The sequence below is a fragment of the Vallicoccus soli genome (assembly GCF_003594885.1).
In the GTDB taxonomy this organism is placed as follows: Bacteria; Actinomycetota; Actinomycetes; order Motilibacterales; family Motilibacteraceae; genus Vallicoccus; species Vallicoccus soli.
The window spans coordinates 101,048-114,282 of sequence record NZ_QZEZ01000008.1; the positions used below are offsets into that span (position 1 = coordinate 101,048).

The 13,235-nt window shown below is 77.9% G+C and carries 14 protein-coding genes; 9 read left to right on the forward strand and 5 right to left on the reverse strand.

Annotation, left to right across the window (positions count from 1 at the left end):
• Positions 1-136 precede the first annotated feature (136 nt).
• The 4 genes from D5H78_RS15725 to D5H78_RS15740 all read left to right on the forward strand — a co-directional run bounded on the left by D5H78_RS15725 (position 137) and on the right by D5H78_RS15740 (position 4,276).
• Positions 137-946 carry a DUF4397 domain-containing protein gene (locus D5H78_RS15725; RefSeq protein ID WP_119951450.1) on the forward strand — a complete coding sequence of 270 codons (810 nt, stop codon included), beginning with the start codon at positions 137-139 and terminating at the stop codon, positions 944-946.
• 2 nt (positions 947-948) lie between these two features.
• Positions 949-1,659, forward strand: a complete 711-nt coding sequence (locus D5H78_RS15730; RefSeq protein ID WP_119951451.1) for a class F sortase — start codon at positions 949-951, stop codon at positions 1,657-1,659.
• A 216-nt stretch (positions 1,660-1,875) separates the two neighbouring features.
• A complete protein-coding gene (locus D5H78_RS15735) occupies positions 1,876-2,094 on the forward strand; it encodes a helix-turn-helix domain-containing protein (protein ID WP_119951452.1) in 219 nt (72 codons plus the stop codon).
• 175 nt (positions 2,095-2,269) lie between these two features.
• The gene (locus D5H78_RS15740; protein ID WP_119951453.1) at positions 2,270-4,276 is read left to right on the forward strand and encodes an ABC transporter ATP-binding protein; all 2,007 of its coding nucleotides are present in this window, start codon (positions 2,270-2,272) and stop codon (positions 4,274-4,276) included.
• Here D5H78_RS15740 and D5H78_RS15745 read toward each other — a convergent pair.
• Positions 4,222-4,986 (reverse strand): SDR family oxidoreductase, encoded by a 765-nt coding sequence (locus D5H78_RS15745; RefSeq protein ID WP_119951544.1) that lies wholly within the window; start codon positions 4,984-4,986, stop codon positions 4,222-4,224. The genes D5H78_RS15740 and D5H78_RS15745 overlap by 55 nt on opposite strands.
• Before the next feature lie 102 nt (positions 4,987-5,088).
• Here D5H78_RS15745 and D5H78_RS15750 point away from each other — a divergent pair, with 102 nt between their 5' ends.
• Positions 5,089-5,499 carry an SRPBCC family protein gene (locus D5H78_RS15750; protein ID WP_218566683.1) on the forward strand — a complete coding sequence of 137 codons (411 nt, stop codon included), beginning with the start codon at positions 5,089-5,091 and terminating at the stop codon, positions 5,497-5,499.
• A 251-nt stretch (positions 5,500-5,750) separates the two neighbouring features.
• Here the strand turns inward: D5H78_RS15750 and D5H78_RS15755 are convergent, their stop codons facing one another.
• Both D5H78_RS15755 and D5H78_RS15760 read right to left on the reverse strand, forming a co-directional pair.
• Positions 5,751-7,631, reverse strand: a complete 1,881-nt coding sequence (locus D5H78_RS15755; protein ID WP_119951454.1) for an HNH endonuclease signature motif containing protein — start codon at positions 7,629-7,631, stop codon at positions 5,751-5,753.
• Between the two features lie 603 nt (positions 7,632-8,234).
• Positions 8,235-9,050, reverse strand: a complete 816-nt coding sequence (locus D5H78_RS15760) for an SURF1 family cytochrome oxidase biogenesis protein (protein WP_119951455.1) — start codon at positions 9,048-9,050, stop codon at positions 8,235-8,237.
• A 62-nt stretch (positions 9,051-9,112) separates the two neighbouring features.
• On the opposite strand from D5H78_RS15760, the gene moaA reads away from it, so the two are divergent.
• The gene (gene moaA / locus D5H78_RS15765) at positions 9,113-10,147 is read left to right on the forward strand and encodes a GTP 3',8-cyclase MoaA (RefSeq protein ID WP_218566684.1); all 1,035 of its coding nucleotides are present in this window, start codon (positions 9,113-9,115) and stop codon (positions 10,145-10,147) included.
• Between the two features lie 17 nt (positions 10,148-10,164).
• Here the strand turns inward: moaA and D5H78_RS15770 are convergent, their stop codons facing one another.
• Positions 10,165-10,398, reverse strand: a complete 234-nt coding sequence (locus D5H78_RS15770) for a hypothetical protein (RefSeq protein ID WP_218566685.1) — start codon at positions 10,396-10,398, stop codon at positions 10,165-10,167.
• A 180-nt stretch (positions 10,399-10,578) separates the two neighbouring features.
• Positions 10,579-10,944, reverse strand: a complete 366-nt coding sequence (locus D5H78_RS15775; RefSeq protein WP_218566686.1) for a DUF3099 domain-containing protein — start codon at positions 10,942-10,944, stop codon at positions 10,579-10,581.
• Between the two features lie 237 nt (positions 10,945-11,181).
• Here D5H78_RS15775 and fabG point away from each other — a divergent pair, with 237 nt between their 5' ends.
• Genes fabG through D5H78_RS15790 form a run of 3 tightly spaced genes read left to right on the forward strand, consistent with a single transcriptional unit; the run spans position 11,182 to position 13,234 of the window.
• Positions 11,182-11,916: a 3-oxoacyl-ACP reductase FabG gene (gene fabG, locus D5H78_RS15780; protein ID WP_119951457.1), complete on the forward strand. Its 735-nt coding sequence runs from the start codon at positions 11,182-11,184 to the stop codon at positions 11,914-11,916.
• Position 11,917: 1 nt separating this feature from the next.
• Entirely contained in the window at positions 11,918-12,715 is a 798-nt protein-coding gene (fabI, locus tag D5H78_RS15785; protein WP_119951458.1) for an enoyl-ACP reductase FabI, read from the forward strand.
• Positions 12,716-13,234, forward strand: coding sequence for a SixA phosphatase family protein (locus D5H78_RS15790; protein WP_119951459.1), 519 nt, complete (start codon positions 12,716-12,718; stop codon positions 13,232-13,234).
• Position 13,235 lies beyond the last annotated feature (1 nt).

Genomic DNA, 13,235 nt, shown 5'->3' on the forward strand with positions numbered 1-13,235 from the left:
CGACCGGTTCCGCGCCACGGGTTGTGCAACCGGTGCATCCGCCGGGCGCACCCGGGCGGAAGAGGGGGTGTGCGGCACCCGCCCCGGGGGCCGCTGCAGCCCCGGCGACCCGCCGGCCGACTCTGAGGAGACCCGCATGCTCCGCAGGACCAGCACCCTCGCCCTCGCCGCCGCAGCCGGCACCGCCGCGCTCGGCCTCGGTGCCCTGCCCGCCGTCGCGTCCTCGTCCGGCGACGCGACGGTCACCGTGATTCACGGCGTCGCGCTCCCGGACGCCGCGACCGTCGACGTCTGGGCCGGCGAGGAGGTGCTCCTGGACGACTTCGCGTACCAGGACCTCGAGACGGTCTCCGTGCCGGCCGGCACGTACGACCTCTACGTCACCGCGCCGGACGCCGAGGACACCTCCGCCGCGATCATCACGGCCGAGGGCGTCGAGGTGCCCGCGGGGGCGAACGCCAGCGTGGTGGCCAACGCCGCCGGCGGCACCCCCAACCTGGCCGTCTTCGTCAACGACACCAGCGCGCCGGAGGACGGCTCGGCCCGCGTCACCGCCCGCCACACCGCGGACGCGCCCGCGGTCGACGTGCTCGTCAACGGCGCGCCGGCGTTCTCCGGCCTCGAGCCGCTCGCCGAGCAGTCCGCGGAGGTCCCGGCGGGCACCGTCGACGTCGAGGTGCAGGCGGGCGGCTCGGCGGTGCCGGGCCTGTCGGCCGAGGGCCTCGCGCTCGAGCCGGGCGTGGCGTACTTCGCCTACGCGGTCGGCGACGGCGAGAACGGCTACGCGCTGCTGACCCAGACCATCGACACGGGCGAGGGCGGCGCGCCGGGCGAGGTGCCGGCGGGCGACGGCTCCAGCGCCCCCGCCCCCTACGGCTACCTGGCCCTCGCCGGGCTCGGCGCCCTCGTCCTCGGCGGCGCCGCGGTGCGGGTCGCGCGCCGCTGACCGTGCGACGCCGGAGCGGCCGCGTCCGCCGGCGGGACCTCGCGGGTCTCGCCGGCGGCGCGGCCCTGCTCGTGAGCGGGCTCGGGCTCTGGGCCGGCTCGGGCGCGCAGGTGCGCGCGGACGTGGGCGCGCTGCCCGCGCCCGTGCCGAGCGCCGCGCCCGAGCCGGTGGTCACCGCCACCGCGAGCCCACGGGCCCCGGCCCCGTCGCGGGCGCCGCGGCCGGTGCGGGCCACGCCGTTCGCGCCGCCGTCCGCGGCGTTCGTGCCGGAGCGCCTCGTGCTCCCGGCGGTGGACGTGGACCAGCCCGTCGTGCCGGTGGCCGCCGGCGCCGGCGTGCTCGACGTCCCGGAGGACCCGGACGTCGTCGGCTGGTGGCGCGACGGCGCCCGCCCGGGCAGCGGCGTCGGCAGCGCCGTGCTCGTGGGGCACGTGGACAGCGCCCGGTACGGCCGCGGCCCGCTCGCGCGCGTCGTCGACCTCCGCCCGGGCGACCGCGCCGAGCTCGGCGGCCGGCGGGTCCAGGGCGGGGCGGGGGAGCGGTCGTACGAGGTCGTCGCCGTCCGCACGTTCGTCAAGGAGCGGCTGCCGGCCGAGCGGCTCTTCACCGCCCGGGGGCCGGAGCGGCTCGTCGTCGTGACGTGCGGCGGGTCGTACGACCGCGACCGCGGCGGCTGGGACAGCAACGTGGTGGTGGTCCTCGAGCCGGTGTGACGCGTGCCACACACACCCGGTCGACCACCCGCTGACCTGCGGCGTCGCGCTGTCGACGCCGCCGTGACGGGGCCGACGGTGCGCGGCCCGCCGCGCGCCGGGTGGCCGGTCGTGCCCCACTGACCGATCATGGGCCGCAAGGGCGCCACTGTCGCGCGGCGCCCGACGGGTCAGACCGGGACCCGACGTCCGACGAGGTGCGAAGGAGACGCGAGCGTGGCCGACACCGTCAAGAAGGGTGCCCGCGTGACGGGCGACGACCGCAGCCGCCTCGCCGGCGAGCTCCAGGAGAAGTACGCCTCCGGGACGAGCATCCGGGCCCTCGCCGAGGAGACCGGCCGCTCGTACGGGTTCGTGCACCGGATCCTCAGCGAGTCGGGCACGCAGCTGCGCGGGCGCGGGGGCGCCACGCGCGGGCGGGCCACCGGCGCCTGAGCCGGAGCACCCCCACGGCCCCCGTCCCGCACCGCCGGGCGGGGGCCGTCGTACGCCCAGGGCGGACGGCCGTGCGGAAGGGCGCGGCGGGGTACGGGGTTGACGCCCCCGGACGCCCCCGTCGCGGGGGCCGTCGTCGACCGGCAGGAGGCCCCGCAGCGTGAACCCGGGATCCATGAGCGGTGCCCGCACCCTGCGCTCGTTCACCCGCGACGAGGCGGTGGCGCGCCAGCGGCTCGCGCCGGGCACCGCCCGGCGGATCCTGCGCTTCGCACGGCCCTACCGCCGCCAGGTGGCCGCGCTGCTCGCGCTGGTCGTGGCGGACGCGCTCATCGTCGTGGCGACGCCGCTGCTGTTCAAGGTGATCATCGACCAGGGCGTCGCGGAGGGCGACCGCCGCCTCGTCGTGCTCGTCGCGCTCGGCATCGCGCTGCTCGCGGTCGTCGACGCGGCCCTCTCGCTCACCCAGCGCTGGTTCACCGCGCGGGTGGGGGAGTCGCTGATCTTCGACCTGCGCACGCAGGTGTTCGACCACGTGCAGCGGATGCCGGTCGCCTTCTTCACCCGCACCCAGACCGGCTCGCTGGTGTCGCGGCTCAACACCGACGTCATCGGCGCCCAGCAGGCGTTCACCACGACGCTGTCCTCGACGGTGTCGAACGTCGTGAGCCTCGTGCTCGTCGTCGCGACGATGCTGCTGCTCTCCTGGCAGATCACTCTCGTCGCGCTGCTGCTCCTGCCGGTGTTCGTGCTGCCGGCCAAGCGCGTCGGGCGCCGGCTGGCGGCCATCAGCCGCGAGGCGATGCAGCTCAACGCCGAGATGAGCCAGACGATGACCGAGCGGTTCAACGTCTCCGGCGCCCTGCTCGTCAAGCTCTTCGGGCGCATGTCGGAGGAGGCCGACCGCTTCTCGGCCAAGGCGGCCCGGGTGCGCGACATCGGCGTCACCCAGGCGATGTACGCCCGCGTCTTCTTCACCGCCCTCACGCTCGTCGCGTCACTGGCGACGGCGGTCGTGTACGGCGTGGGCGGCCTCCTGGCGATCGGCGGCACGCTGCAGGTGGGCACGCTCGTGGCGCTCAGCGCCCTGCTCACGCGGCTCTACGGCCCGCTCACCGCCCTGTCGAACGTCCACGTCGACGTCATGACGGCCCTGGTGAGCTTCGAGCGGGTGTTCGAGGTGCTCGACCTGCCGCCGATGGTCGCCGAGCGACCCGGCGCGCGCCCGCTGCCCACGGGGCCGGCCACCGTCGAGTTCGACGACGTGCGCTTCCGGTACCCGGCGGCGGACGAGGTGTCGCTCGCGTCGCTGGAGTCGGTCGCGGTGCTCGACGCGACGCCGTCGACGGAGGTGCTGCACGGCGTGTCGTTCGCCGTGGGCGCCGGGCGCACCGTCGCCCTCGTCGGCCCGTCCGGTGCCGGCAAGACGACCATCACCGGGCTCGTGTCGCGGCTGTACGACGTCACCGGCGGGGCGGTCCGGGTCGCCGGCGAGGACGTGCGCGACGTGACGCTCGCGTCGCTGCACGACGCGGTCGGCGTGGTGACGCAGGACGCGCACCTCTTCCACGACACGGTGCGCGCCAACCTGCTGTACGCCCGCCCGGGCGCCACCGAGGAGGAGCTGCGGGCCGCCTGCCGCGCCGCGCAGATCCTCGACCTCGTCGAGTCGCTGCCCGAGGGGTTCGACACGGTCGTCGGGGACCGGGGCCACCGGCTCTCCGGCGGGGAGAAGCAGCGCCTGGCCATCGCCCGGCTGCTGCTCAAGGCGCCGCGCGTCGTCGTGCTCGACGAGGCCACGGCCCACCTGGACTCCGAGTCCGAGGCGCTCGTGCAGCGCGCGCTGCGCACCGCCCTGGTCGGGCGGACCGCCCTCGTCATCGCGCACCGGCTCTCCACCGTCCGCGAGGCGGACGAGATCCTCGTCGTGGAGCGCGGGCGGATCGCCGAGCGCGGGCGGCACGAGCAGCTGCTGGCCCGCGGCGGGCTGTACGCCGAGCTCTACCGCACCCAGTTCGCCGGGCAGCAGGACACGCTGCACGGTCCGGACGGAGCCGGGGCCGAGGTGGTCGACGGGGCCGGCGCCGACGGGGCCGGGCGGCACGGCGCCGGGGGCGCCGGTGCGGCTCAGAGCCCGGGCGTGGCCCCGCCGTCGACCGGGAGCATGACGCCGGTCAGGTAGGACGCGGCGGGGGAGAGCGCGAACGCCGCGACCCGGCCGAACTCCTCCGGGGTGCCGTACCGGCGCAGCGGCACGGCCGCCTCGCGCTCGCGCCGGGCGCCGGCGGGCCGACCGGTGGCGGCGTCGAGCTCGCGCACCCGCTCGGTGTCGACGCGCCCGGGGAGCAGCCCGTTGACCCGCACGCCCCGCGGGCCGAGCTCCTCGGCGAGCTCCTTGGCGACCATGGCGAGGCCGGGGCGCAGCCCGTTCGACGCGCCGAGGCCCTCGATGGGCACGCGCACCGAGCTGGACAGGACGAGGGCGATCGAGCCGCCCTCGTCGCCGGCTTGGCGCGCGACGGCGCGCACGACGCGCAGGGGCCCGAGGAACTGCGTCTCGAAGGCGCGCCGCCAGACGTCGTCGTCGAGGGCGCTCGTGGGGCCCGGTGGGGGTCCGCCGACGCTGACGAGCGCGCCGTCGAGGCGGCCGTACCGCCCGTGGGCCGCAGCGACGAGCCGCTCCGCGACGCCCGGCTCGGCGAGGTCGGCGGCTACGCCGAGCGCCTGCTCCGGCCCGCCGAGCTCGGCGGCCGCCGCGGCCGCCCGCTCCTCGTCGCGCCCGCAGAGCACCACACGCGCCCCCTCGGCGACGAGGACCCGCGCCGTGGCGTGGCCGAGGCCGCGCGAACCGCCGGTGACGATGACGACGCGTCCAGTGAGCCCCAGGTCCACGGCGCCATCCTGCACCACGACCCGCGGCTGGTCGGGCCGGGCGTCCTGCGGCAGGCTGGGCGCCGGCGGTCCGGGCACGGGGCCCGGGCGGGGGGAGGCGCGGTGGGCGTCGTACGGGGCTCGCTGCGCGTCGGGGCGAGCGGTCCCCAGGCGCCGGACGTGGCGTGGGAGCGGTACGCCCGCCCCGCCCTCTGGTCCACCTGGGCCCCGCAGATCCGCGCGGTCGAGTGCGACGCCCCGCGCCTGGTCGCCGGGGCGCGCGGCAGCGTGGTCGCCGCGGTGCCCTCGCCGGTCGCGGTGCGCCTGCCCTTCACGGTCACCGACGTCGACGAGCCCGGCCGGACCTGGTCCTGGACCGTCGGCCCGCGCGTCCTGCCCCTGCACCTGCAGCACGGCGTCGAGCCCGCCGAGGGCGGCGGGAGCAGCACCTGGCTGGTGCTGCACGGCCCATGGCCGGTCATCGCCGCGTACGCTCCCCTCGCCCGCCTCGCCCTCCGGCGGCTCGTGCGCTGAGGACGCGGAGGGGCGCACGGCCGGGCGCGGGGCCGCGGGTCGTCGCCGTCGGGTCCGGCGCGCGCGGATCGGCTCGGCGCGGGTCGGACCGGTGCACTCGCCGGTCGGTGATCAGGTAGCGCGGATCAGATCAGCGCGGCCCTGGCGGGCGCGGCTGGGGCGGGCGCGGCTGGGGCGGGCGCGGCTCCGGCGGGCGCGGCTTGTTGGGTGCGGCTCCGGCGGGCGCGGCTCCGAGGGCTGCGCCGGGGGGGTCAGCGACGCAGGGCACGGACGAGGTGGCGCTCGTGCCGGCGGGGCCGCTGGTCGGGGTCGACCCAGCGCGGCGGCACGACCTCGACGACGCCGGTGGCCGTCACCTCGAGCGACCAGCCCTGCAGGTGGACCTGGGTGTGGTGCGCCGGGCAGAGCAGCGCGAGGTTGGCCAGGTCGGTGCGCCCTTGCTGGCCCCACTCCTGCAGGTGGTGGGCGATGCAACCGGCCGCGGGGACGGGGCAGCCCGGCACCACGCAGCCGCGGTCGCGCAGCGCGAGCGCCGTGCGCTGCGCCCTGCTCGCGAGCCGTCGGGAGCGGCCGAGGTCCAGCGGCTGCGACGGCCCGCCCATGAGCGCCGGCACGACGTCCGCGTCGCAGGCGAGGGCCCGCACCTGGGCCGGTGTGAGGTCGGCCGCGCCGCTGCCGCTCGGCAGCGCGTCGAGCGTCCCGGCCCCGGCCAGGCCTCGCCGCAGGCGCTCGAGGTCGACGGTGAGGGTGACCTGCGGGTGACGGGTGGCCTCGGACGGCAGGAGGAAGCCGCCGACCTGCCCGGCGAGGGCGTAGGTGCACAGCTGCGCGAGCGCGTCCGCGGCGCGCTGGGCGCGGGTCCGCCGGTCGGGCGGCACGTCGGCAGCACGTGCAGCCGGCCCCTCCTCCGGTCGCTCGCACGGTGCTGCAGGGGGGCCGGCGTCGTCCGGGGCCTGGCGCGGTGCGGACCCGGTGGCCGCGAGGAGTCCTGGCGGGTCGTGGTCGTCCGGCTGGTCGTCCGTCGCATCGTGCAGCCAGTCGTCCCGGTCGTCGCGCCTCCGTCCGCCAGGATGCTCGATCGCCTCGTCCCGGTGGCCGGTGTGCCCGTCGTGGGCGTGCCCGTCGTCGTGGGCGTGCCCGTCGTCGTGGGCGTGCCCGTCCCCGACGGCGCGCACCGGGTCGTCCGGCCGCCGGGCCGCCGCGTCGAGGAGGGCGACGAGCGGGGCGGCGGTGACCGGGTCGAGGCGGAAGCCGCCCTCGACGGCGCTGTCGGTCCGCTCGCGCCACCAGACCTGGCGCTCCTCGTAGAGCTCGCTCGCCCGCTGCTCGGCCTGCCGGGCCGCCCGCCGCTCCTCGTCCTCGACGGCCGCCGCCTCGGCGGGGTCGTCCGTGTCGGCCCGGCGGGCCGCGAGGGCCTCGGCCAGGCGGCGACCGGCCCGGCCCACCTGGCGAGCCGTCAGGTCGCGCGCGCAGCCGGCCAGCACCGCCTCCGCCTCGGCGCGCTCGAGCGCGCTCGCGTCGTGCGGCAGCAGGGCCAGCGCCCGCAGGACGGCACCGGCGCGGCCCCGGTCGACGCGGCCCGCGGCCACCTCGGCGCCGACGGCGCTCCCCGGGGCCGGCAGCGGCCCGGGCGTGGGAGACGCGGCCGGTGCCGCGGCCAGGTCGTCAGGCCCGTCCACGCCCGGTGCGTCCTCGTCCGGTGCGTCCTGGTCCGCCGCCACCAGCGCGAGGCGCGGGACCGCCGTACCGGTCGCGGCGAGCCCGGCCGACAGGGCAGCGGCGTCGGCGACGAACCCCCGGGCCTCGGCGGGCTCCCAGCGCGCGGTCTGCGCCAGCCACTGCGCGGTCGAGGCCGCGCCCAGCGCGGCGTGCAGCCCCCGCACGTCGGCCTCCCGCACGACGGCGAGCAGCACCGCCTCCAGGCGCGTGCGCAGGGCGAGGGCGGTCGTCGCGAGCGACGCGAGCTCGCCGGTGGGGACGCGCCACAGCCCGTCACTGGTCGACGGCGACGCGCCGGTCGGTGCGGAGGTGCCGAGCGGGAGCTCGTCGAGCAGGGTGTCGACGGCACGCAGCGTCGCGGCCGCAGCGCAGACCGGGACGTCACGCTCGACCTCGCCGACCCCCGCTGCCATGCCCCCGAACCTACGGAGGGGGTCCGACAGTCCTCGCCCGAGCAAGCGCTTGCCGAGGGCACTGGGGAAGCACCACCCGGACGACGCACCGGGGCGACCAGAGGGTCACGAGCGACTGCGCGCCGTTGCGTCAGGAGCGCCGAGGGTCCGGCCCACGGAGGATCGGCCCGCGGCCGGCTGGTGGTCGTCCGCCGAGGTCGGTGTGGTGCCGGTGGTGGTCGTCGAGGTGCGGTCGCCCGGCGAGGCGGCGCGGTAGGCCGCCCTGAGCGGTAGGGGCGGGCGCAGGTCCGCCCGGTGAGCAGGGTGCGGTCGGAGGCGGCGGTCGTGGGGTGGGAGCTTGGGGCGGGCCCCGGCGCGGCGCACCGTCCAGACGTCCCCGACGACGCAGCGGCGGGGCGCAGTCGCCGAGCTCGGACGGCAGGGCGTCGGGAACGCCACGGACCCGACCATCAGCGCATGGTCGTGTCCGGCGACGCTGCGCCCCGTCGTCGACGTGCGTGGGCGGTGCACCCGACGCGTGCGAGGACGCACTGCCGGCGAACGCCCGGGCAGCGTCAGGAGCACCGGCAGGGCGCGGCACGGCCCGGGCTCACGCGCCCCTCGTCAGGCCCGGACCGCCCGACGCTCCCGCGCCGCCCCGTCCTGCCCCGACCCCTCGCGCGCCTCGCGCCGCAGGAGCAGCCACCAGCCGACGACCCCGATGAGGGCGAAGAGCCACCACTGGACCATGTACGCGTAGTTGAGCCCGTAGTTGCCGGCCTCGGGCGCCGGGAGCGGGGCCAGGGTCGCGGGCGGAGCGGGCTCCTCGGCCGTCGCCTCCACCAGCCCCCCGCGCAGCGAGCCCGCCGGGGCGACGCGGGCGCCGAGCGCCGTACCGAGGACGAGCGGGTCGGCGCGCGAGGCGCTGAGCACGCCGCTGCCCTCGTCGAGCCCCAGGTCGTCGGGCCCGTCCACCGCGTCGCCCGGCACGAGCCGGCCCTGCAGCGCCACGCGCCCCTCCGGCGGCGCGGGCACGTCGACGCCGGCCGACAGCGGGCCGGGGGCCGGCAGGAACCCGCGCACGACGACCTGCACCGTCCCGTCGTCCAGGCGCAGCGGCACGAGCACGTGGTAGCCGCGCTGCCCGTCGAGCGAGCGGTTGCGCAGCAGGACCGTCCCCGACGGGTCGTACGCCCCCTCGGCCGAGACCGACCGCCAGCGCGTGGCCTCGGCCGGGCGCTCCCCGACGGCCGTGACGTCCTGCACGGGCAGCGGCTCGGCGCTCGTGCGCGCCGCCACCTCGCGCGCCGTCGCCTGCCGGTCCTCCGCGCGGTGCAGCTGCCAGCGCCCGAGCTGCACGCACGCCAGCACCACGACCAGGGCGAAGACGGTGAAGCCCAGCCACCGGCGCGTGGCGAGCAGGCCGAGCGGGGTGGGCACCCCTCGACGGTACTGGCCGCGGCACGGGCGCGCGCACCGCGCGCGGCCGTAGGCTGGGGAGGGTGACGAGCGCCTCCCCGAGCACCCCCGTGCCCCCCGCCCTGGTGGACCGGCACGGGCGGGTGGCCACGGACCTGCGGGTGTCGCTCACCGACCGCTGCAACCTGCGCTGCACCTACTGCATGCCCCCCGAGGGGCTCGACTGGCTCCCGGGGCCGGAGCTGCTGACCGACGACGAGCTCGTGCGCCTGGTGCGCGTCGCGGTGGGCCTCGGGGTCACCGACGTGCGCTTCACCGGCGGCGAGCCCCTGCTGCGCCGGGGCCTCGTGGGGCTCGTGGAGCGGGTGGCGGCCCTCGAGCCGCGGCCCCGGCTCTCGCTCACGACGAACGGCATCGGGCTGGCCCGGCTCGCGGCGCCCCTGGCCGCGGCGGGGCTGGACCGGGTCAACGTCTCGCTCGACACCCTCGACCGGCTCGCGTTCACCCGCATCACCCGCCGTGACCGCCTGGACGACGTCCTGGCGGGCCTCGCCGCGGCGCAGGAGGCCGGCCTCGCGCCGGTCAAGGTCAACGCGGTGCTCGTGCGCGGCGTCAACGACGACGAGGCGCCCGACCTGCTGCGGTGGGCGCTGCGGCACGGCTACGAGCTGCGGTTCATCGAGCAGATGCCGCTGGACGCCCAGCACGGCTGGCGGCGCGAGGAGATGGTGACCGCGGACGAGGTGCTCACCTCGCTCGGACGCGCCTTCGACCTCGTCGCCGAGGGCGCGGCGGCCCGCGGCAGCGCGCCGGCGGAGCGCTGGTGGGCGCAGGAGCGCGGTGGTGCGCTGCGCGGCCCGGTCGGCGTCATCGGCTCGGTCACGCGCCCCTTCTGCGGCACGTGCGACCGGGTGCGCCTCACCGCCGACGGCCAGCTGCGCAACTGCCTCTTCGCGCGCGAGGAGAGCGACCTGCGGGCCGGCCTGCGCGGGGGCGAGGACGACGCGGCGCTCGCGGCCCGCTTCGTCGCCTCGCTCGCGGCCAAGCGCGCCGGCCACGGCATCGACGACCCGGGGTTCCTCCAGCCCGTGCGGCCCATGTCGGCCATCGGGGGCTGAGCGGGGGCCGCTCCGGCTCAGGCGGGCGGGGCGGCGACGGGCTCGACGTCGCGCAGGAAGCCGCGCCGGTCCAGGAACGAGGCGAGGTGCTCGCGGTGGGCGTCGCAGGCGGCCCACTGCTTGCGCCGCTCCGGCGCGTGCAGGGCCGGGTTGTTCCAGGAGAGCGCCCAGGTCGCGGGCGCGCGGCAGCCCTTGGCCGAGCACGTGGGGGGTGCCTCGTCGACGGGGACGGGGCCGGGGAGCAGGTTCACGCGGGCCATCCTCGCGGGTCCGGCGCGGGCGGTGCCGGGCAGCCACGGGGGGAGCCGCCCGGCACCGCGTCCGGGGGCACCGCCCGCGCTCAGCGCGGACCGGCGGTGCCCGTCGAGTATTGCACGGATCGGTGCAGCGCCGGAGCGGGACGCGCAGGCCAGCGGCCGACCGGTACGGCCTCAGGCGGCGTCGTCGTGCCGCGCCTCGAGCATGGGCCGGCTGGGGACGTACGGCGCGGTCGGCAGGTCCTTCGTCGGCTCGCGGCCGCCGTTGGCGATGACCACGGCGAAGTACGGCAGCAGCACCGCGCCGGCGAGCAGGGCCCAGCGCGTGAAGCCCGTCGACAGCACCGCGCCGAGGAAGCACGCGGTGCGCACGAGCATCGAGAACAGGTAGCGCCGCGTGCGCGCCTGCACGTCCGCGGTGACGCTGCGCCGCGCGCCGGTGATGGCGTGGACCTCCACGCGCCGCCCGCGGCCGTGCACGGTCGACCGGCCGGACCCGCGGGGGAGCGCGTGCGCCCTGCGCACGTCGTCGCTGCTCACCCGGTCAACGCTACGCCGGGCCCCACCGACCTGCGACCCGGCTCGTGAGAGGTGCGTCACGCCGTCCTGCCGCCCCTCGGCCCGCCCGTGCCGGGGGCCGGGTAGGTTGCGGCGCGACCGACCCGACGACACCCGCCCGACCCCCGCCCGACCCCCGCCCGCGCGCCGGCGCGGGAGCCGGCGCCCAGCACCCGCACCAGCACCCGCACCAGCACGCCCAGCAGCCCAGGAGGACCCGTGGCCGGACCCAGCGACGAGGCCGCCCCCGGCGGCCGCTCCGTGCTCGTGACGGGGGGGAACCGGGGCATCGGCCTGGCCGTGGCCCGGGCCTTCGCGGCGGCCGGCGACCGGGTCGCGGTGACCCACCGCAGCGGCGACGCCCCGGAGGGCCTGCTCGGGGTGCGCTGCGACGTGACCGACACCGCGAGCGTCGACGCGGCGTTCGGCGAGGTCGAGGCCGCCCACGGGCCTGTGGAGGTGCTCGTGGCCAACGCGGGCGTCACGAAGGACCAGCTGCTGCTGCGCATGTCGGACGAGGAGTTCGACCAGGTCCTCGACACGAACCTCACCGGCGCCTTCCGCTGCGCCCGCCGGGCGAGCAAGGGCATGATCCGGCTCCGCCGCGGCCGCATCGTGCTCGTCGGCTCGGTCGTGGCGCTGTACGGCACGCCGGGGCAGGCGAACTACGCCGCGTCCAAGGCCGGCCTGGTCGGCCTCGCCCGCTCGATCACCCGCGAGCTCGGCGGGCGCGGCATCACCGCGAACGTCGTGGCACCGGGGTTCGTGGAGACGGACATGACGGCCGCGCTGCCGGAGGAGCGGCGGGCGGCGTACGTCGCGGCGATCCCGGCGGGGCGGCTCGCGACCCCGCAGGAGGTCGCGGGCGTGGTGCGGTTCCTGGCGTCGGACGACGCCGCGTACATCAGCGGGGCCGTGGTCCCCGTGGACGGCGGACTCGGGATGGGGCACTGACATGGGCGTGACGACGGACGGTACGGCGCAGGGCGGGCTGCTGGCGGGCAAGCGCCTGCTGGTCACGGGCGTGCTGATGGAGAGCTCGATCGCGTTCCACGTGGCGCGCGTCGCCCAGCAGCAGGGCGCGACGGTGGTGCTCTCCGGCTTCGGCCGCGGGCTGCGCATCACCCGGACGATCGCCCGGCGGCTGCCGCAGCCGGCGCCGGTGGTCGAGCTCGACGTGACGAGCGAGGAGCAGCTCGCGGGGCTGCCCGACGCGGTCCGCGAGCACGTCGACGGCCTCGACGGGGTGCTGCACAGCATCGGGTTCGCCCCGGAGGCCGCGCTCGGGGGCAACTTCCTCAACACCACGTGGGACGACGTGGCGACCGCGGTCCACGTGTCCGCGTACTCCCTCAAGGCGCTGACCATGGCGGCCAAGCCGCTCATGCCGCGCGGCGGATCGGTCGTGGGCCTCACCTTCGACGCGGCGGTCGCCTGGCCCAAGTACGACTGGATGGGCGTGGCGAAGGCCGCGTTCGAGTCCACCGCGCGCTACCTCGCGCGCGACCTCGGCCCCGAGGGGTTCCGGGTCAACCTGGTGGCCGCGGGGCCGCTGCGCACGACGGCCGCCAAGTCCATCCCCGGCTTCGAGGAGTTCGAGCGGGTGTGGTCGACGCGCGCCCCGCTCGGCTGGGCGCTGGAGGACCCGGAGCCCGCGGCGCGCACGTGCTGCGCGCTGCTCTCGGACTGGATGCCCGCGACGACCGCGGAGATCGTCCACGCCGACGGCGGCGTGCACGCGATGGGGGCCTGAGTGGCGCGGCGCGACCCCGAGCGGCGCCTCGTCCTGGTCCGCCACGCCAAGGCCGACTACCCCGAGGGCGTGGACGACCACGACCGCCCGCTCACCGAGCGCGGGGAGCGCGACGCCGTGGCGCTGGGCCGGCTGCTGCACGACACGTGCTGGCCCGACATGGTGCTGTGCTCGACGTCGGTGCGGACCCGGCGCACCTGGGAGCTGGCCGAGGGCCAGGCGGACGAGCCGGTGACGGTGCGCTACGAGCCGAGCCTCTACCTGGCCTCGCCGCGCGCGGTGCTGGGCCTCGTGCGCGGCACGTCGGACGACGCCCGCTGCCTCGTCGTCGTGGGCCACAACCCGGGCACGCACGAGCTCGCCGTGGCGCTCGCCGGCCGGGGCGACAAGGAGCAGCTCGCCGCGCTGGCGGAGAAGCTCCCCACCGCGGGCGTCGTCGTGCTCGGCGTCGACGGGGGCTGGGACGACCTCGCCGAGGGCGGCGCCCGGCTCGAGCAGGTCAGCGCCGCGCGCGGCTGAC